This window comes from Pseudomonas sp. BS3782 TE3695 (assembly GCF_050435305.1).
Taxonomy (GTDB): domain Bacteria; phylum Pseudomonadota; class Gammaproteobacteria; order Pseudomonadales; family Pseudomonadaceae; genus Aquipseudomonas.
Map to the genome: position 1 here is coordinate 4,597,680 of NZ_JBNDKB010000001.1, position 19,718 is coordinate 4,617,397.

Here is a 19,718-nt window from a genome sequence, read left to right on the forward strand (position 1 = left end):
TCAGTTCTCCTCGATTTCGGTCGGCAGCGGACGTGGCAGGTCATCGCCACTTGAACCATCGAGCCAGTCGACTTTGGACATTTTGCGCACCACGACGAATTCGTCGCGGTTACAACCGACCGTGCCGTAATAGTTGAAACCGTAGGCCTGCTGGGCATAGCCGCCGATCATGTGGGTCGGTTTGAGCACAACGCGGGTGACCGAGTTGTGGTGGCCGCCACGGGTCTTGGTGGTTTCCGAACCGGGCACGTTCACGATCCGTTCCTGTGCGTGATACATCATCACCATGCCGTCCTTGACGCGCTGGCTGACCACCGCCCGGGCGGTCAGTGCACCGTTGACGTTGAAGCATTCGATCCAGTCGTTGTCCTCGATGCCGGCGCTTTTCGCGTCGTTCTCCGAGAGCCAGACAATCGGCCCGCCACGGCTGAGGGTGAGCATCAGCAGGTTGTCGCTGTAGGTGCTGTGGATGCCCCACTTCTGGTGCGGCGTGATCCAGTTCAGGACGATTTCCTTGTGGCCGTTACTGCGCTTGCCTTTTACCCCTTCGATGGTGCGGGTGTTGACGGGCGGGCGATAACTCATCAGTTGCTCGCCGAACGCCTGCATCCACGGATGATCCTGGTAGAACTGCTGGCGACCGGTGATGGTGCGCCATGGGATCGCTTCGTGAACGTTGGTGTAGCCGGCGTTGTAGCTGACGTGATCGTCTTCGAGACCCGACCAGGTCGGGCTGGAAATGATCTTGCGCGGCTGTGCCTGAATGTCGCGGAAACGAATCGCCTCGTGTTCCTTGGACAGCGCCAGGTGGCTGTGATCGATGCCGGTAAACTCCGACAGCGCGGCCCAGGCCTTGACGGCGACATGGCCATTGGTTTCCGGCGCCAGGGACAGAATCACTTCTGCAGCATCGATCGCCGAGTCGATTTTCGGCCGACCCTGGCTGATCCCGGCAGCCCCTTCTTTGTGATTGAGCGCACCGAGGAATTTCACTTCGGCGTCGGTGTTCCAGTTGATGCCCTTGCCACCGTTGCCGTGTTTTTCCAGCAATGGCCCAAGCGACGAGAACTGTTTGTAGATGTTCGGGTAGTCACGCTCCACCACATGCAGGTTCGGCGCGTTCTTGCCCGGCTCCGGTGCCACGCCAGCGCTTTTCCAGTCGGTGCCGCCAAACGGTTGGGCCAGTTCACCGACGCTGTCGTGCATCAGCGGGATGGTCACCAGGTCCTTTTCAACGCCCAGATGCCCGACCGCCATGCTGGAAAACGCCTTGGCGATGCCTTTGTAGATTTCCCAGTCGGAACGCGATTCCCACGCCGGGTCGATGGCGGCCGACAACGGGTGAATGAACGGGTGCATGTCCGAGGTGTTCATGTCGTCTTTTTCGTACCAGGTCGCGGTCGGCAAGACGATGTCGGAATAGACGCAGGTCGAGGACATGCGGAAGTCCAGCGTGGTGACCAGATCGAGCTTGCCGATGGCGCCCTCGTCCACCCATTCGGCTTCTTCGGGTTTGCAGTCGCCGACCTGGCCGATGTCTTCGTTCATCACCCCGTTCTTGGTGCCCAGCAGGTACTTGAGCATGTACTCGTGGCCCTTACCCGAGGAGCCCAGCAGGTTGGAACGCCAGATGAACATGTTGCGCGGGAAGTTGACCGGGCTGTCCGGCTGTTCGCAGGAGAAGCGCAGCGAACCGTCCTGCAGCGACTTGACCACGTAGTCTTTCGGGTCCATGCCGGCCGCCGCAGCGTCGCGGCAAATGTGCAAAGGGTTGGTGTTGAGTTGCGGTGCGCTGGGCAACCAGCCGGCGCGTTCGGCGCGGATGTTGTAGTCCAGCGCATGCTCAGGGAATTGCGATTTGTCGGCCAGCGGCGAGAGCACGTCGTGCATGCTCATCTTCTCGTGGCGCCATTGCGAACTGTGGGCGTAGAAGAAGCTGGTGCCGTTCATTTGACGAGGCGGACGGTTCCAGTCCAGGCCGAACGCCAGGGGCAGCCAGCCGCATTGCGGGCGGAGTTTTTCCTGACCGACATAGTGCGCCCAACCGCCACCGGTCTGGCCGACACATCCGCAGAGCATGAGCATATTGATCAGCCCGCGGTAGTTCATGTCCATGTGGTACCAGTGGTTCATCGCCGCGCCGACGATGATCATCGAGCGGCCCTTGGTCTTGTCGGCGTTGTCGGCGAACTCACGGGCAATCTGGATGGCTTTCTCACGGCTGACGCCGGTGATCTGCTCTTGCCACGCCGGAGTGCCGGGCACTGAGGCGTCGTTGTAATCCTTGGCCACGTTGGCGCCACCGAGGCCGCGATCGATGGCCAGGTTGGCGGCCGACAGGTCGAACACGGTGGCGACTTTGGCCACGCTGCCGTCCGCCAGCACCACGTTATGCACCGGCACGCGACGGTATTGCACGGCATCGCCGGCCACGTGCTGGAAGTGTTCGTGGGACTCGCCGGCAAAATACGGGAACGCCACTTCGGCGACGTCATCGCCGATCAGGCTCAGCTTCAGATCGATCTCACGGCCTTCGCCGCCTTCACGAGGCAGGATGTTCCACTTGCCCTTCTCGCCCCAGCGATAACCGATGGAGCCCTGAGGAGAAACCAGTTCGCCGCTGACATCCAGCGCGATGGTTTTCCATTCCGGGTTGTTTTCCTGACCGAGGTTGTCGGTCAGGTCGCTGGCGCGTAGGAAGCGGTCCGGCTGGTAACCGGCGCCCGGTGCCTTGTCGACCATTTGCTTGAGCAGCACCAGCACTGGCAAATCGGTGAAGCGTTTGGCGTAGTCAGTGAAATAAGCGCTCGGTTTGTCCAGGTGGAATTCTTTGAAGATCACATGGTTGAACGCCTGGGCCAGCGCCGCATCGGTGCCCTGCTTGGGGTTCAGCCACAGGTCGGTGAGCTTGGCGACTTCCGAGTAGTCCGGCGTTATCGCGACCGTCTTGGTGCCCTTGTAGCGGACTTCGGTAAAGAAGTGCGCGTCGGGGGTACGGGTCTGCGGGACGTTGGAGCCCCAGGCAATGATGTAGTTGGAGTTGTACCAGTCGGCCGATTCCGGCACGTCGGTCTGCTCGCCCCAGACCATCGGCGAGGCCGGTGGCAAGTCGCAGTACCAGTCGTAGAAACTCAGGCAGGCACCGCCGATCAGCGACAGGTAACGCGAGCCTGCGGCGTAGCTGACCATCGACATGGCCGGGATCGGCGAGAAGCCGACGATCCGGTCCGGGCCGTATTGCTTGATCGTATAGACGTTGGCCGCTGCAATGATCTCGTTGACTTCTTCCCAGTTGGAACGAATGAAGCCGCCCATGCCGCGCTTGCTTTTATAGGAGTCGGCCTTGGCCTTGTCCTCGACGATGCTGGCCCAGGCTTCGACCGGCGCCATGGTCTGCCGCGCATCGCGCCAGAGCTTGAGCAACGGCTTGCGGATTTTCGGGTACTTGAGCCGGTTGGCGCTGTAGATGTACCAGCTGTAACTGGCACCACGGGGGCAGCCACGGGGCTCATGGTTCGGCAGGTCGTTACGGGTACGCGGGTAGTCGGTCTGCTGGGTTTCCCAGGTGATCAGGCCGTTCTTGACGTAGATTTTCCACGAGCAGGAGCCGGTGCAGTTCACCCCGTGGGTGGAGCGCACGATCTTGTCGTACTGCCAGCGCGAACGGTAGACGTTCTCCCAGTCGCGAGACTCTTTGCGGGTCTCGCCATGACCGTCGGAAAACTCGTTTTGCTTGCGATTGAAAAACCGCAATTGATCCAGTAAATGACTCACGGTGTAGTCCTCTCAGGCTTTGTCGCGGAGTCTGTGCCCCGCCCACGCAATGATTGAATTCGGGTCGTCTCAGCAGGGTGTCGCGGCGCCTTTGCGCGCGTACCACCACCAGGTCACCACGATGCAGCTCAGGTAAAAGCCGACGAACATGTAGAAGGCCATCTCCGGGCCGCCGGTCAGGGCCATCGAAGAGCCGAAGGATTTGGGAATGAAGAACGCACCGAAGGCGCCCATGGCCGAACTGAAGCCCAGGACGGCGGCCGATTCTTTACCGGCATCCTTGAGCGCTTGTTCGCGTACGGCTGGCGGTTTTCCGGCCGACGCTTTTTCATGCAGGGTGCGGAAGATCACCGGGATCATCCGGAAGGTGGAGCCGTTGCCGATGCCCGTGGTGATGAACAGCAGCATGAACAGGCCGAGGAAGCCGTAGAAGTTGCCGCCGGTACCGTTCTGCGGCAAAAAGTGCATCACGGCGAAGACCATCGCGATCATCGCCACGAAGTTCCACAAGGTCACTTTTGCGCCACCGAGCTTGTCCGCCAGCCACCCGCCCAATGGGCGTACCAGAGCGCCGACCAACGGGCCAAGGAAGGCGAATTTCAAAGCGATGACATCAGGGAACGAGGTTTTGATCAGCAGCGGAAACGCGGCGGAGAAACCGATGAATGAACCGAAGGTCGCCAGGTACAACCAGCACATCAGCCAGTTGTGTTTGCGTTTGAAGATCACCGCCTGCTCGCTGAACGAAGCGCGGGCACTGGACAGGTCATTCATGCCGAACCAGGCCAGCACCGTCACCAGGACAATAAACGGCACCCAGATGAACCCGGCGTTCTGCAGCCACAACTGGCCACCGTCCGGCAGTGCTTGCGGCGAGCCGCCCATGAAGCCGAACACCCCGAAGGTAATCACCAGCGGCACACAGAACTGCATCACCGAGACGCCCAGGTTACCCAGCCCGGCGTTGAGGCCAAGGGCCGTGCCCTGCTGCGACTTGGGATAGAAGAAGCTGATGTTGGACATGCTCGAGGCAAAGTTGCCGCCGCCAAAACCGCAGAGCAAGGCAATCAACACGAACACGCTGTAGGAGGTGCTCGGGTCCTGCACGGCGAAGCCCATCCAGATCGAGGGCAACAACAGCGACGCAGTGCTCAGGGCGGTCCAGCGACGGCCGCCGAAGATCGGCACCATAAAGGAATAGAAAACGCGCAAGGTCGCGCCGGACAGCCCCGGCAACGCCGCCAGCCAGAACAGCTGGTCAGTGGTGAAGGTGAAGCCGATGGCGTTCAAACGCACGATCACCGTGCTCCAGACCATCCACACCGCGAAGGCCAACAACAGCGCAGGAATGGAAATCCACAAGTTGCGGGTGGCGGTCTGTTTGCCGCTACTTCCCCAGAACGCGGGGTCCTCGGGGCGCCAGTCATGAATGACTGGGCCTTTGTCAGGCTTTTGCAGAACGGACATGTTCTTCTCCTAGGGCAATGCTGGAAATCGGTGACGGGGTCAGCAGCGGCGCTTTACCCAGCACCGGGCTTTTGCGTATTTCGCTGAAGTACATCCAGGTGAGGGAGACCCAGACCACGCCGTACATCAACATGAAGCAGGAAGAGCGCACGCCGGTGAGGTCCACCAGGGCGCCGAACAGGATCGGCAGCACGAAGCCACCCAGGCCACCGGCGAGGCCGACGATGCCGGACACCGCGCCCATGTTTTTCGGGTAGTCATTGGCGATGTATTTGAAAACCGAGGCCTTGCCGAACGCGAAGGCGATGCCTATGACGAACAGCAACACAGTGAACAACGCGGGGCTCAGGCCAATGTGGAAATCCACCGGGCCGTTGATGGTCTGTACTTGCAGTTGAGTCTGGGGATATGAAAGCAGGAACAGGCAGATCCAACTGACCCACAACACCCACCAGGTCACGCTTTGCGCCCCCCAGCGATCCGACAGCCAGCCGCCGACGGCACGCAGTACGCCACCGGGCAAGGAAAAACAGGCCGCCAGCAGCGCCGCGCTTTGCAAACTGAAACCGTATTCCTGCACGTAGTACTTGGTCATCCACAGGGCCAGGGCGACGTAGCCACCGAAGACGATCGAGTAGTACTGGCAGTAGCGCCACACCGCTGGGTCTTTCAACGAGCGCAGTTGCTCACGCAAGGTGGCGCCGGATGCACTGCGGTGGTCCTTGTTTTCGGCACTGAGAAACCAGAACAGCAGCGCGGTAATAAAGAGGATCGCGCTGAAGACTTTCGGCACCAGTTGCCAGCTGCCAGCGGCGATCAGTGCCGGGGCGAGAAACTTGGTCACCGCAGCCCCGGCGTTACCGGCACCGAAGATGCCCATGGCGAAGCCTTGATTCTCCTTGTCGAACCATTTGGCGACGTAGGCAATCCCGACCGAGAACGAGCCGCCGGCCAGGCCGACGAACAAACCCAGCACCAGGAACTGCCAGTAGGCAGTCGCGTGGCTGATCAGGTACAGCGGCGCGACGCAGCTCAGCATCAGCAGGAAGAACACGCTGCGCCCGCCAAAACGGTCGGTCAGCAACCCCAGCGGCAAACGCACCAGCGAGCCGGTCAGCACCGGGGTTGCGGCCAGCAGGCCGAACTGGGTTTCGTTGAGCTGGAGCAGTTCCTTGATCGGCACCCCGAGCACGGCAAACATCATCCAGACCATGAAGCACACAGTGAAGGCCAGCGTGCTCATGCCCAGCACCAAGCCTTGTCGTACACGCGGTGGGTTCACAATGCTCTCCAGTCAGTTAGCCATGGCGGCAGACTAGAGAGGCCAACCCCGCAAAAACTTGACCCATGTCAACGAAGCCCAAGGGGGCATAGGCCTATGCTTGTGCGGTCTACCTCTAAGGAGGTAGTGCTAGAAAGCGTTAAAACCCTTTATTTATCAGCCTCTTAAGAGTTTTAACCGACATTTTTGCCGACAAGGAACTGTCGACAACTCTTTAGAGGTAGCGCGCCCCGGATCGGCGGCAAAACCCATTCTGGTGCTGCACATGCTCTGTTTTCCTGATGTCTTCCGGGACCTGCGCCGATGATGCGCTGGTTGCGCAGCTCCCTGCCCGCTCGCGCCGGGCTGGCGGTGATTTTGATCGCCGTGCTGGCGCTCGCCAGTTCGCTGAGCGCCGGGCTGATCGCCTGGTTCAGCCAGGGCGATGCCGCCGCCATCAATACCGCAGGCTCGGTGCGCATGGAGACTTATCACCTGAGCTGGAAACTGGCCGCGGGTGCAACGCCCGCAGAAATCGCCGCCATCACCGACAGCCTGCAAACCCGCCTCACCAGCCAGTCACTCAAGGCCGTACTGGAAGATGGCCCCACCGCCGCCCTGCAAGTCAGCTATGGGCAAATCCAGCAACAATGGAACGAGGATTTACTCCCGGCACTGCTGCGCGGCGATGCGGCTGCCTTTCAAGTCCAGGCTCATTCCTTCGTTGAGCAACTGAACCAATTCGTCAACCTGTTGCAGCGCCAGAGCGAACAAAAGCAGGGCTGGCAACAGGCGATCCAGGGCCTGGCCTTGTTCACCACCATGATTGTCCTGCTGATCGGCTTGTACGAATTGCAGTACGGTGTCGTTACGCCTCTCAAGGAGTTGGTGGACGCCACCCAGCGTTTTCGTCGCGGCGACTTCAAGGTGCGGGTCAACCATCAGTCCCAGGACGAACTGGGCCAGTTGGCCACGAGTTTCAATACCATGGCCGAGACGATCGAAGAGTCGCATCGCACCCTGGAAAGTCAGGTCCGGCAGAAAACCCTGAACCTGCAACAAGCCAACGCTGCCCTGGAGCTGCTGTATCAAAGCAGCCGAAGCCTGGCCACCCGCCTGGCCAATGCCGAAGGCCTCGATCAGTTGATTCGACGCTTCCAGCAACGCCTGCCTGGCTTGCGTCTGTCGCTGTGCCTGCAAGGCCAACAACAGGCACCGGCCCAACAGTTACTGGCCCTGCATGGCGCGAACATCCGCGAAGTCTGCGCCAGCAGCGACTGCGCCACGTGCCAGAAGCACCACAAAGCCAATCCGCAAACCTTCAGCATCAGCAACCAGGGCAGTGAACTGGGTGAGCTCAAGGCGCACTTTGTCGACGGCCATCCCATGCAAGCCTGGGAAACCCAATTGATCCAGGCCCTGGCCAACCTGATCGGCACCTCGCTCTCGCTCAAGCGCCAACGGGAACAGGATCATCGCCTGCTGCTGCTCGAAGAACGCACGATCATCGCCCGCGAGCTTCACGACTCCCTGGCCCAGGCCCTGTCCTACATGAAGCTGCAAGTCAGCCGCATGCAGACCCTGATGCGCCGGGGCGAACCGGTCCAGACCCTGGAAACCGTCACCGCCGAATTGCGCGAGGGACTGAACAATGCCTATCGCCAGTTACGCGAGTTGCTGACGACTTTTCGTTTGCAGATCCACGACGCGGGACTGGTGCAGGAACTCAAGGACACCGCCGAGGAGTTTTCCCGTCGCGGGGAGTTCCAGGTGCACCTGCACGTCGACACCCTGGCCTTTCAGCTATCGGCCAGCGAACAGATCCACATTCTGCAGATCACCCGCGAGGCGCTCTCCAACTGCTTGCGCCACGCCCATGCGCAAAACGCCTGGCTACAACTGCGCCAAGACGGCGAGACAGTCAGGTTGTCGGTTGAAGACGACGGTCGCGGCTTCAGCGGCAACGTCGACCAACGCGAACACCACGGCCTGAACATCATGGATGAGCGGGCTCGCAGCTTGCACGGCCAGCTGCAAATCCTCTCCAGGGAACCCCAAGGCACCCGTGTCCAACTGGAATTCCACCCGGAATTTCTCGGGCAGCAAACAGAAGGCAGTACCCTATGACCCCGTCCCCGCAACACAGAATCCTGCTGGTAGACGACCATCCGATGATGCGTCACGGCATTCGCCAGATGCTCGAACTCGAAGATGATTTTTTGATCGTCGGCGAAGCGAGCCAGGGTGAAGAAGCGCTCGGCCTGATTGAGCCGCTGCAACCGGATCTGGTCTTGCTCGACAACAACATGCCGCAAATGAATGGCATCGAAACCCTGCGCCGATTACGAGCGATGAACTACACCGGCAAAGTGCTGCTGTTCACCGTGTCGGACGCCGAAGACGATATTCGCGATGCACTGCGCCTGGACGCCGACGGTTATCTGCTCAAGGACATGGAACCGGAACTGTTGATCCAGTACATCCGCGATGCCTTGAACGGCGCCTTGGTCATCAGCCCGGGGCTGACCCAAGTCATGGCCCAGGCGTTGCGCTCGCCGCCGCGCCAGGCCGTGGTGGAATTGACCGAGCGTGAGCGTCAGGTGTTGAAAACCATCGCCAGCGGCTTCAGCAACAAGGTCATCGGGCACAAGCTGGGCATCACCGAAGGGACGGTCAAGGTCCACGTGAAAAACCTGCTGCACAAACTCGGCTTGCGCTCGCGGGTGGAGGCGGCAGTGTGGGCCATGGAGCATCTGCGCAGTGCGGGCTGACAGGCATGCCTCCTTGGAGGTAGGCCTGCAGAGGCATAGGTCATTTGGCCTGCGCTCTCTACTATGACGGTCAGCGGAGGTACGCCATGCTGACCCACCCTTCCATCGTTTTAACGTTGCGCCGTCATCATCTGTTCAGCCAGCTCCCGGAGAAAGTCTTCGAGGAAGTCTGCGGCCTGGCCATGCTCAAGCGCCTGAGTTGTCACAGCACGCTCATGCATCAAGGGGATCCGGCCAGGCGTTTTTTCCTGCTGGTCAGCGGCCAGGTCAAGTTGTACCGGCTCACCGGCGAAGGCCAGGAAAACCTGGTGGAAATCATCCAGTCCGGCCAGACCTTTGCCGAAGCCTTGCTGTTCAGCCAGGCCCGGCTCTACCCGGTGAGCGCCACGGCCCTGAAGGACAGCGTGCTGGTGAGCATCGAGGGCAACCATTACCGCAATGCCCTGGAGGATCAGCCGAAAGTCTGTCTGGCGATCCTCGCGAGCATGAGCGTTCACCTGCACCTGCGTCTGCGCGACATCGATACCTTGACCATGGCCAGTGCGACTCGTCGGGTGATCAATTTTCTGTTCCAGGAACGCCACCCGGTGACCGGCCAGATTGTCTTGCAGGTGTCCAAACGCCTGGTGGCGTCGAAGCTTGGGATTCAGCCGGAAACCTTCTCGCGGATTTTGCATCGCTTGGTGGAGTGCGGCCTGATCGCCATGGAGCGTCGTCATATCAGCATTCTCGCTGAAGAGGAGCTGGCGGCTTTCCAATAGCCGGAATTGACCGCCATCAAGGCGCGAAGCCAGGCGCCTTGCACACTGGCAGCGTCCATCCACGGAGAGTGCAAATGCCCCGTTCAACCCTGCCTTTGGTTTACTCCTGCTCAGGCTGCTCCAACGTCGCCCAACTGGCCAACACCCTGGCCGTGCGCCTGGACCGCAGTGGCCTGGCGGAAATGTCCTGCATCGTCGGTGTCGGCGGGCATGTGGCGGCACTGGTCAACAAAGCGCGCTCGGGGCGGCGGATTTTTGCGCTGGATGGCTGTCCGTTGCAATGCGTTGAAAACTGCCTAAAGCAACATGGGCTGCATGCGGATGTGCATTTGATTCTTAGCCATTACGGGTTGCGTAAACGCCATGGTGAGGACTGCACGCAGGCGCAGAGTGATGAGTTGTTTGAAGGGATCAGGCAGTTGATTGCCAGTGATGCTCGCCAGCATGTAAGCCAGCAGGAAACGATGGCCTGAAGAACAACAAAAACCCTATGGGCTTGCCTGCTATGTGGCACGTGCACTCGCCTCGGCAGGGTGTATATCCGTTTCTTCGGTAACGGCGGCTTAGGGTTCCGCCCTTACGGCGGGTTACTTTGAAAAGCGCAAAGTAACCAAACGCTTTCGCCCCTGACGTACGGTGGCTCGCCCAGGCTCGCCATACCCTCACTCCGGTCCTGCTCCGTGGGCCCGCCGCCATCGGCCATCCATGGCCGGGGGCGGCTACCGCGGCATCCTTGCCGCGGTGCCCACTGCGCAGAACCTGCGCTCGGCCTTCCGACGGGGCAGATCAAAATCAAAATCAAAAGCCAGATCAAAAGCCAAAACGAGGCGGCCTGATAGCCGACCTGATGTTGGTTCGGCCAAATCTGGTCAGCGGCGGTGTACCCAGATGCCATGCCTAACAAATTTTAACTGTGGGAGCGGGCTTGCTCGCGAAGAGACCGTGTCAGTCGACATAAATGTTGAATGTAAGCCCGCCTTCGCGAGCAAGCCCGCTCCCACAATTTATCAGTGTTGCTTCCAGAGAATGTGAACGATCAAGTCAGCGAAGCGCGCCCGCTTGATGCCTAGGTCGGCCCAGAGGCCGCCTCGCTTTTGCTGTTGCGGTAGTCGCCCCCTCGAGAGGCCGAGTGGAGGTTCTGCGTAGTGGGCAACCCGGCATGGATGCCGGGTTAGCCGCGCACGGCCATGGATGGCCGATCGCGGCGGGCCCACGGAGCAGGACCGGAGCGAGGGCATGGCGAGCCTAGGCGAGCCACCGAACGAAAGGGGCAAAAGCGCTTTGGTTACTTTCGCGCTTTTCGAAAGTGACTCGCTGTAAAAGCGAAACCAATAGAAGCCGTTACCGCAGAAATGGATATGTACGGGAGCCTCGAGCCAGCTCCCACAGTTGAACGACATCAATTACCCCGCCGCCAACCCCTTCCCCGCCCGCTCCAGATTGCGCCACAACCAAACAGGCAACACATCAGGATCCAGACTGTCGATCAGATTCTTCAACGCCAACCCCAACTCCGTATCCCCCTCAATCACCAAACGCCGGCGAAAAAACAACGTATCCGGATCCTCCTGACGGCTCGCCAACAGTAAAAACTCCCGCCAGTTGCCACTTATCGTCACATGCGCCACGGCCTGCTCGACAATCCGCAACCCTTTACCAGTGAGCGTCAGATACCAGGACAACCCCAGATCGGGAATCCGCAAGCACAACCAACGCCCACGCAACACCTCGAACTCGCCATCGCGCAACGGTCCGGCGAGGCAGCGATTGAGCGCCTGTTGCAACGCCAGCCGCTGCACGGCAAAAGGCACCCGGCGCATCAGCGGCAACACCCGGTCGGCACCTTTCAACAGCCACTTTTTTCGATTCAACACAGGCCGACCTCCTCGACACGCAGCATGCCGGCCTGGCCATGCCAATAACCATTGCACCCTTCGACGAACAGCGGCGGTGTCTCGCCCAGACGGACCCGTTGAAAGGCTGCGACCACCTCAGCCATGCCCTGAGCGCGAGGACTCAAGCGCAACAGATTGGCACCGCAGGCAACCAATCCGGAGTAATCGGCCAGCAGATTGGTCACCTCGGCCGACATCGTTTGAATACCGTTGATGGTGAACAGCGCCTGCCCTTCCTGACTGGTCAGCGCCAAGCCATCGGGGTAGTTGATGCAGCAAAACTGGCAGTCGTCCTTGGGCCGGTTTTCCGCTCGGGCCGTAAAGCAGCGGGCGGAATAGGCCAATGGCAAATGCCCATAGGCGAAAATTTCAACTTCCGGCACCGCACGGCCCAGTTCGCGCACCTGCCCGATCACATCAGCAATCAACGTCGCCGAACATTCCACCGGCGGCACCCAGCGAGTCATGCCGCTGTCGAGCAGTTGCGCCAATGAGTGTCCGTTGTACAGATTGAGGGCCGGGCCGCCCACGAATGGCAACTTGCGTTCGGCCAGGAAGTGCACCGCGCCCATGTCGTTGGCTTCCACCAGCAATTGGCCGTTGTCGCATAGCCGACGCAGGCTGGAAAGCTCGGACGCCGCTTCGATCAGCGTCAGGCTGGAAAGCACCAACTGCGCCTGGCTGCATTCCTGCAACTCACGGCCCAGCCCCAGCCATTGATCCAATGAAAAAGCCCGACGTTTCGAACACACGGTTTCCCCCAGGTAAATCACATCCAGGGGCAAGGCCGACATCTCGGCGTAAAAGTGGCTGAGTTGTTCCTTGTCCCAATAGAACAGGACCGGTCCCAGGCTGAGTTTCATGTCGAATCCCTCATTGCCATGATCGATGATAAGCACCCAGGGTGGTCTGGCTGCCTTCGGACAAACCGGCCAGCACCTGACGCCATTCCTCCTTGACCCGAAAACTGCCCGGCGCGCCGCGATGGGCGTCCAGTGCCGCGCGCCAGACACGGGTGACTTGTTCGACATAGGCCGGGCTGCGTTGGCGGCCTTCGATCTTCACGGCTTCGACGCCGATGGCCGTCAGTTCCGGCAGCAAGTCCAGGGTGTCGAGGCTGGTGGGCTCCTCCAGCGCATGAAAGCGTTTGCCGCCGACCAGGAAGCGGCCCTTGCACAAGGTCGGGTAACCGGCCGGTTCGTCAGGGGTGTATCGGTCGATCAGCACTTCGCTGAGGCGCGCGCTCAAGCCTTCGGTGTCCTCGCTCCAGCGCACGGCCTTGGCGGGCGAACAGACACCGCACAGGTTCGGCGACTCGCCGGTAATGTAGGAAGACAGATGGCAACGCCCTTCTGCCATGATGCACAAGCTGCCGAAGCCAAAGACTTCAATGGGCACCGGGCTGCTGGCGGCGACCTGGCGTACTTGCGCCAACGACAACACCCGCGGCAGCACCGCGCGCCGAATGCCGTAGCGCTGCGCATAAAACTCCAGCGCGGCGGCATGGGTCGCCGAGCCCTGGACCGACAGGTGCAATGCCAGACTCGGGTGACGCTGACTGGCGTAGTTGAGCACCCCGGGGTCGGCGGCGATCAGTGCATCGACGCCGAAATCGGCGGCACGATCCACCGCTCGCTGCCAGCGCTCCCAGCCCTTGGGCTGCGGGTACGTGTTGACCGCGACGTAGAGTTTGCGTTGATGCTGGCGGATGTGGGCGACCGCGGCGTCGAACTGCTTGTCGTCCATGTTCAGCCCCGCGAAATGCCGGGCGTTGGTGTCATCGCGAAAGCCGACATAGACGGCATCGGCGCCTTGGCGCACCGCCGCTTTAAGCGCAGGCAGATTCCCTGCCGGGCAGACCAGTTGCATGGGTAATCCTCATGAAAAAACGCAGTCCGGGGCCTAATCAGTCATGGTTGGAATGCGCTTGTGGCGAGCGAGCTTGCTCCGGGCGGCGTTCCGACGCTGGATTGCGCAGCAGGCCTAAATAACAGGGCCGCTTCGCGCCCCAGCGGGAGCAAGCTCCCTGGCCACACAGTCTAGCGAGACCGGCAGGCACGGCCTTGACGGCAATCAATTGCCATCAATGCATCAGGTCGGCGAAGGACAGGAACATCACGTTGTCGTGCTTGAGCACTTGCTGCTCGCATTCGATCACCGCCAGCCCGTCGGCCCAGCACGCGGCGGTCAACATCGCCGAGCTTTGCTGCGGGTGCAGTTCCACGCTCAACTGGCCGTCGGCGCCGGGCGTCAATCTGGCCCGCAGGTACTGCCGACGCTTGTTGCGCTGCAACCAGTCGAACCCGGCGGGCACGGCCAACGGCACCGGCAGTACGTCAGTCACGCCTTGGGCCCTGAGCAGGAACGGACGCACCACCACCAACGCGGTTATCAGCGCCGCCGAAGGATTTCCCGGCATGCCGATCCAGGGTTTGCCGGCCACTTCACCAAAGGCCAGTGGCTTGCCCGGCTGAATGGCCAACCGCCAAAAATCGACGTTACCCAGTTCCTCGATCGCCTGTTTGAGGTGATCTTCCTCGCCCACCGACACGCCACCGGAACTCAACAGCAAGTCGCATTCCGAAGACGCCAGGCTCAAGGCATGCCGGCTGGCCGCCAACTCATCGACCATGACGCCGTAGTCATGCACCTCAACGCCCCAGCCGCGCAACAACGCGGCGAGGCAATACCGGTTGCTGTTGTAAATCTGCCCCGGCGCCAAGGGATCGCCCGGCTCACGCAGTTCATTACCGCTGCTGAGCAGGCATACCTGTAACGGCCGATAGACCTCGACCCGCGCGATACCAGCGCCAGCCAGCAACCCCAGTTCTTGTGCGCGCAGGCGTTTGCCGGCCTTGAGCAACAGATCCCCGCGGCGAACTTCCTCACCCTCCTTGCGCACATGGTCGCCAACGGATACAGGCGGGAACCAGACGCGCTCGCCCTCGACCCGACAGCGCTCCTGCGGCACAACGGTATCGGCGCCCGGTGGCAATGGCGCGCCGGTAAAGATCTGCACCGCCTGCTGCGCGAGCAAGGGTGAACTTGCTTGATCCCCCGCCGCAATGCGCCCGCCAATCGATAAACAGCCACCCACCTGGGGCAGGTCAGCCGCCCTGAGGGCATAGCCGTCCATGGCACTGTTGTCCCAGGCCGGCAGGTTCACCGGGGAATGAATGTCCGCCGCCAGCACCCGCCCCATGGCGTGATCCAGACGCACCATTTGCGCCGGGGGCGGCGGCGGTGCCTGGTCCAGCAGACGGCTGATGGCCTCGTCCACCGGCATCAGGTTGCCGAGGTCGCACACCCGGCCGGTCATGAGCGTGTCCCGCAGGCGTCGATGACCCGTTGCGCTTGCGGTTTCAGATGCGGGGCGAAATTGCACGGGCCGGTGCGACTGTCCAGTTGTTCGAGCAGGATCTTGTTCCAGGCCGTCCGGCAGGCACCCGGCGAACCTGGAACGCAGCACACCAGCACGCCGTTACTCATGCCGGCCAGTGCCCGGGACTGCAGGCTGGACATGCCGATTTCCTCCAGAGACACCTGGCGGAACAATTCGCCGAAGCCTTCCACATGTTTGTCCAGCAGTGGCAGCACTGCTTGCGGTGTGTTGTCGCGAGCGGTGAAACCGGTGCCGCCGGTCATCAACACCACTTGCACCTTGGGGTCGGCGATCCACCGGGAAACGGTGGCGCGGATCTGATAAATGTCGTCCTTGACCAGATCACGATCGATCAACACATGCCCGGCGGTTTGCAGCAAATCCGTCAGGGTCTGCCCCGACGTGTCGGTGTCAAAGGTGCGCGTATCGCTGATGGTCAGTACGGCGATGTTCAGGGGTTCAAACGTGCGTTGCGCCAGATGGGCCATATCCAGGTCTTCCCGTAGATGAGGGTATGGCCCGAAGCCTGAACCGGAATGGTGAGCGAGCCTATTCCTCCAAGGAGGTACCTCGTCGGGGACATAGGGGGAATACCAGTCAGCGGTGATGACAAGTAGCACACAGACCTGTGGCGAGGGTGCTTGCTCCCGCTGGGCTGCGGAGCGGCCCCAAAACCTGCCCCCGCAATTCTTCAGGTAGACCGCATCTGCCGTTTTACGACTGCTTCGCAGCCGAACGGGAGCAAGCTCCCTCGCCACAGGTCTTGTGCTCGGCGCATCATTTCGTGAGTCGGTGAAAAGTGTTCAAGGCGCCAACCGGCTTCGCTTCCACAAGCCATCGCGCAACCGGTAATCGAGTCGATCATGCAAACGGTCGGCCCGCCCCTGCCAGAACTCCAGACGCTCAGGGCGCAGGCAGTAGCCGCCCCAATGCTCGGGACGCGAGACGGTCTGGCCAACGAAGCGTTTGATGGTTTCAGCCAGCATGGATTCCAGCGCTGCACGACTGGCCAGCGGACGGCTTTGCGGTGAAGCCCAGGCGCCCAGGCGACTGGCCATGGAACGGGAATCGAAGTACGCATCCGACAACGCCGGATCGAGCCTGAACACCTGCCCTTCGATACGCACCTGACGCTCCAGTCCCGGCCAGAAAAACGTCATCGCGGCATAGGGATTGGCGGCCAGTTGCTGCCCCTTGTCGCTCTGGTAATTGCCGAAGAACGTAAAACCTTCATCGCTCAAGCCCTTGAGCAGCAGAACCCGACAGTGCGGCCGGCCTTCAGGGTCGACCGTCGCCAGCACCATGCTATTGGCCTCGACAGGTGCGCACTCGGTGTCGCGGGCCTGTTGCAACCACTGCCGGAACATCGCCAGCGGATCATCCAGTGCAGCCTCATCTTGCAAGCCATTAAGGGTGTAGTTGCGGCGCATTTGGGCCAGGGAAAGTGGCATGACGGTGATCTCCGGAAGGTTTTTACGCAGTGTGCGAGGCACTGCGCAAAACCACCTTGACCGCCATCAACACCTTCGCCTACTTGAGACGCAGCCGCCGCGCCAGTTTGTGCAAGTTGCTGGGATCGACTTCCAGAATCCGCGCAGCGCTGGCCCAGTTTTCCCCGGACAGGCTCAGGGCCTGGAGGATTTTCTTGCGCTGGTAATCGTCGACGGCTTCGCCCAAGGGCTGGAACGGCAAATCGGCCGTAACGTCCGGGGATGGCTCGACCACCGCCCCCGATGCCGCCTTCGCGCTGTCGAGATCGAGAATCTCAGGCTCCAGCGTCATGATCAACGCGCGACTCGTACCACGGCTGAGCTGTTTCAACGCGGCCCGACTGATCACGTGTTCCAGTTCGCGCACATTGCCCGGCCAGGTATAAAGCAACAGCGCGCGTTCAGCCGCCGGCGACAGGCGCAAACCACGCAGGCCGAGCCGCGCCCGATTGAGCTCAAGGAAATGCCCCGCCAGCATCAACACGTCATTACCGCGCTCGCGCAGGGGCGGAATCGGCACCGGGTACACCGAGAGCCGGTGGTACAGATCGGCGCGAAAAAAGCCGTCGCGGATGCTGTCCGGGAGGTGCCGGTTGGTGGCGGCGATGATCCGCACATCCACGTGCAGCGGCTTGTCGGCGCCGAGGCGCTGGATCTCGCCGTTCTGCAAGGTGCGCAATAACTTCGCTTGCACGCTCAAGGGCAACTCCCCGACTTCATCGAGAAACAGCGTGCCACCGTTGGCAGCATCGAAGCGTCCGGCACGGTCACTGGTGGCGCCGGAAAAGGCGCCTTTGACATGCCCGAACAACTCACTCTCTGCCAGTGACTCCGGCAAAGCGGCGCAGTTAACGTGTATCAGTGGTTTGTGGTGGCGCCTTGAAAGACGATGCAAACGCCGGGCGAACAGCTCTTTGCCGACGCCGGTCTCGCCCAACAGCAATACCGGCAGATCGGAGTCGGCCAGTACATCCAGCTCATTGAGCAACTGATGCAACACCTCACTCTGCCCGAGAATCTCGCCCTCCTCGACCGGCATTCGCAAATCCTGGGGATCGCTGCGGGACAGGCGCAAGCTGCGGTTTTCCTGTTCCAGACGGGTGACCCGCACGGCGGCTTCGATTTGCAAGGTGCAGCGCTTGAGCTCTTCTCGCGCCCGGCTGTCGAAGGTCCCGGCGTGCAGCGCATCGAGGGTGATCGCGCCCCAGATCCGCCCTTCGACATACAGGCTCACGCCCATGCAGTCATGCACCGGCAGCGGTTCGCCGACGTGGTTGTCGAGCAAGCCGTCGTAAGGGTCCGGCAAGCGGCTGTCGGGCTCGAACCAGGTCGGCTCGCGCGACGCCATGATAGCCGCCAGCCGGGGATGCTGGGCGATGACGAAGCGGCGCCCCAACGCTTCATGAACCAGCCCCACCGTCGCAACAGGCCTGAGGCTGTCGTCATCCAGACGCAACAAGCCCACAGCGCCACTGTTGAAGTATTCGCGCAGGGTCTGGACCAATCGTTGCAACCGCACGGCATTGGGCAACTCGACGATCAGGTCGGCTGCCAGGCTTTCTCGCAGCATGGTAGTAATCACCCTCTATGGTTGGATTCACCCTGAAGCATCAGGGTGTCTATCACCACAACTAAAAATAAATTCATGTTTTTCAATCGTTTAAATATGGCATGTCGGATGCAATGAGCCTGGGGAACCGTTTAAACCCAAACAAGGAACCCTGATGAGCCAGACCCTATTGGAACAAAGCCTCGGCCAACTGGCCTGCGACATTCCCGGTGCCACCCGGATCTTCCACACCTTCAAACTGGACTTCTGTTGCGGCGGGCATAAAAGCCTGCGTGAAGCGGCCCTTGGCAAAAACCTCGATCCGGTCCTCATTGCCGACGCCCTGAACATTCTGCAAGACGCTGGCGAAACCCAGCACGACTGGCGCAACGAACCTTTGGAACTGCTGATCGCCCACCTTCTGACGCGCTACCACGCCCGTCACCGCGAGCAACTGCCGGAACTAATCCGCCTGGCCCGCCGCGTCGAGCAGGTCCATGGCGCGCGCAGCAGCTGCCCCAATGGCCTGGCCGATCTTTTGACCGACATGCAGCAAGAACTCGAAGGCCACATGCTCAAGGAAGAACAGGTGCTGTTCCCGATGCTGCAACAAGGCATCGGTCCTCAGGCCGCTCCGCCGATCCAGGTGCTGCGCTTCGAGCACGATCAACATGGTGAAGCACTGGAGAGAATGCTCGCCCTGACCAATTACATCATCCCGCCTGCCGATGCCTGTAACACCTGGCGCGCCCTCTATCGCGGGCTGCTGGAATTCAAAGACGACCTGATGCAACACATCCATCTGGAAAACAACGTGCTGTTCATCAATGCCCTGAACCCTCGTCATTGATCGATCGCCAGTCACACCCAACCCGCGTCAGCCCATCGGTTGACGCGGGTTTTGTTTATCCTGGACTGCTCATGATCAGCCGTGCCAATAGAACATCGCCTTAGCCAGGATCACGATCAACACCATGTGCCCGAGGATGCTGCGGCGAATCCAGCTGGCGCGAGTCGCGGTCAGGCGCGCATGGGTCAGCCAATAGGCCAGCAGCAAGTAATGACCGATGATGCTCAGGGCCAACAGGATCTTCAGGCTCAGCAACGTGCCAAAACTGCTGGCCAGCGGCTGACTCAATGCGCCCCGGTACTGCCACGCCAAGCCGATGCCAGCGCCATACAACAGCAACACCACGCCATGCAGCACTTTGCGCGAACGCACGGCAATCGCCTGATCTGCCGTCACTTGCGATACGTCCGCCAACTGCTGGCGTGCGCGATGCCAGATGACCACTTCGAAAAACAGCGTGCCGATGAAGGCAATCGCTGCCAACAAATGCGTGACCAGCAAAAAGGGATACATCAGCG

16 protein-coding genes are annotated in these 19,718 nt (G+C 60.9%); 5 read left to right on the plus strand and 11 right to left on the minus strand.

Going from position 1 to position 19,718, the window contains the following annotated elements; all coding sequences use genetic code 11:
• From ABH909_RS20635 to ABH909_RS20645, 3 genes are all read right to left on the minus strand, one after another.
• Window positions 1-3,774 carry a nitrate reductase subunit alpha gene (locus ABH909_RS20635; RefSeq protein ID WP_429436486.1) on the minus strand — a complete coding sequence of 1,258 codons (3,774 nt, stop codon included), beginning with the start codon at window positions 3,772-3,774 and terminating at the stop codon, window positions 1-3.
• A 69-nt stretch (window positions 3,775-3,843) separates the two neighbouring features.
• Entirely contained in the window at window positions 3,844-5,241 is a 1,398-nt protein-coding gene (locus ABH909_RS20640) for a NarK family nitrate/nitrite MFS transporter (RefSeq protein ID WP_429436489.1), read from the minus strand.
• Window positions 5,219-6,523, minus strand: a complete 1,305-nt coding sequence (locus ABH909_RS20645) for an MFS transporter (RefSeq protein WP_429436492.1) — start codon at window positions 6,521-6,523, stop codon at window positions 5,219-5,221. The genes ABH909_RS20640 and ABH909_RS20645 overlap by 23 nt, the downstream gene beginning before the upstream one ends.
• A gap of 303 nt (window positions 6,524-6,826) precedes the next feature.
• Here ABH909_RS20645 and ABH909_RS20650 point away from each other — a divergent pair, with 303 nt between their 5' ends.
• From ABH909_RS20650 to ABH909_RS20665, 4 genes are all read left to right on the plus strand, one after another.
• The gene (locus ABH909_RS20650) at window positions 6,827-8,629 is read left to right on the plus strand and encodes a HAMP domain-containing protein (protein WP_429436495.1); all 1,803 of its coding nucleotides are present in this window, start codon (window positions 6,827-6,829) and stop codon (window positions 8,627-8,629) included.
• Window positions 8,626-9,273 carry a two-component system response regulator NarL gene (narL, locus tag ABH909_RS20655; protein ID WP_429436498.1) on the plus strand — a complete coding sequence of 216 codons (648 nt, stop codon included), beginning with the start codon at window positions 8,626-8,628 and terminating at the stop codon, window positions 9,271-9,273. The genes ABH909_RS20650 and narL overlap by 4 nt, the downstream gene beginning before the upstream one ends.
• An 86-nt stretch (window positions 9,274-9,359) precedes the next feature.
• Window positions 9,360-10,034: a Crp/Fnr family transcriptional regulator gene (locus tag ABH909_RS20660; protein WP_429436500.1), complete on the plus strand. Its 675-nt coding sequence runs from the start codon at window positions 9,360-9,362 to the stop codon at window positions 10,032-10,034.
• A 74-nt stretch (window positions 10,035-10,108) separates the two neighbouring features.
• Window positions 10,109-10,507, plus strand: coding sequence for a putative zinc-binding protein (locus ABH909_RS20665; protein ID WP_429436503.1), 399 nt, complete (start codon window positions 10,109-10,111; stop codon window positions 10,505-10,507).
• 930 nt (window positions 10,508-11,437) lie between these two features.
• On the opposite strand, the gene ubiT is transcribed toward ABH909_RS20665, so the two are convergent.
• The 7 genes from ubiT to norR form a co-directional block, all read right to left on the minus strand.
• The gene (gene ubiT, locus ABH909_RS20670; RefSeq protein ID WP_429436506.1) at window positions 11,438-11,908 is read right to left on the minus strand and encodes a ubiquinone anaerobic biosynthesis accessory factor UbiT; all 471 of its coding nucleotides are present in this window, start codon (window positions 11,906-11,908) and stop codon (window positions 11,438-11,440) included.
• Window positions 11,902-12,792 carry a U32 family peptidase gene (locus ABH909_RS20675; RefSeq protein WP_429436508.1) on the minus strand — a complete coding sequence of 297 codons (891 nt, stop codon included), beginning with the start codon at window positions 12,790-12,792 and terminating at the stop codon, window positions 11,902-11,904. The genes ubiT and ABH909_RS20675 overlap by 7 nt, the downstream gene beginning before the upstream one ends.
• 10 nt (window positions 12,793-12,802) lie before the next feature.
• Window positions 12,803-13,798 (minus strand): ubiquinone anaerobic biosynthesis protein UbiU, encoded by a 996-nt coding sequence (gene ubiU, locus ABH909_RS20680; RefSeq protein WP_429436511.1) that lies wholly within the window; start codon window positions 13,796-13,798, stop codon window positions 12,803-12,805.
• A 214-nt stretch (window positions 13,799-14,012) separates the two neighbouring features.
• Window positions 14,013-15,248, minus strand: a complete 1,236-nt coding sequence (locus ABH909_RS20685) for a molybdopterin molybdotransferase MoeA (protein ID WP_429436513.1) — start codon at window positions 15,246-15,248, stop codon at window positions 14,013-14,015.
• On the minus strand, window positions 15,245-15,799 hold the full coding sequence (moaB, locus tag ABH909_RS20690; protein WP_038982823.1) for a molybdenum cofactor biosynthesis protein B: 555 nt from the start codon (window positions 15,797-15,799) through the stop codon (window positions 15,245-15,247). The genes ABH909_RS20685 and moaB overlap by 4 nt, the downstream gene beginning before the upstream one ends.
• Window positions 15,800-16,114: 315 nt before the next feature.
• Window positions 16,115-16,762, minus strand: coding sequence for a pyridoxamine 5'-phosphate oxidase (pdxH, locus tag ABH909_RS20695; protein WP_429436515.1), 648 nt, complete (start codon window positions 16,760-16,762; stop codon window positions 16,115-16,117).
• A gap of 79 nt (window positions 16,763-16,841) precedes the next feature.
• A complete protein-coding gene (gene norR / locus ABH909_RS20700) occupies window positions 16,842-18,371 on the minus strand; it encodes a nitric oxide reductase transcriptional regulator NorR (protein WP_429436517.1) in 1,530 nt (509 codons plus the stop codon).
• A gap of 154 nt (window positions 18,372-18,525) precedes the next feature.
• On the opposite strand from norR, the gene ytfE reads away from it, so the two are divergent.
• On the plus strand, window positions 18,526-19,200 hold the full coding sequence (gene ytfE / locus ABH909_RS20705) for an iron-sulfur cluster repair protein YtfE (RefSeq protein WP_429436520.1): 675 nt from the start codon (window positions 18,526-18,528) through the stop codon (window positions 19,198-19,200).
• A 75-nt stretch (window positions 19,201-19,275) separates the two neighbouring features.
• Here ytfE and ABH909_RS20710 read toward each other — a convergent pair whose 3' ends face one another.
• Window positions 19,276-19,713, minus strand: coding sequence for a hypothetical protein (locus tag ABH909_RS20710; RefSeq protein ID WP_429436522.1), 438 nt, complete (start codon window positions 19,711-19,713; stop codon window positions 19,276-19,278).
• Window positions 19,714-19,718: the final 5 nt, after the last annotated feature.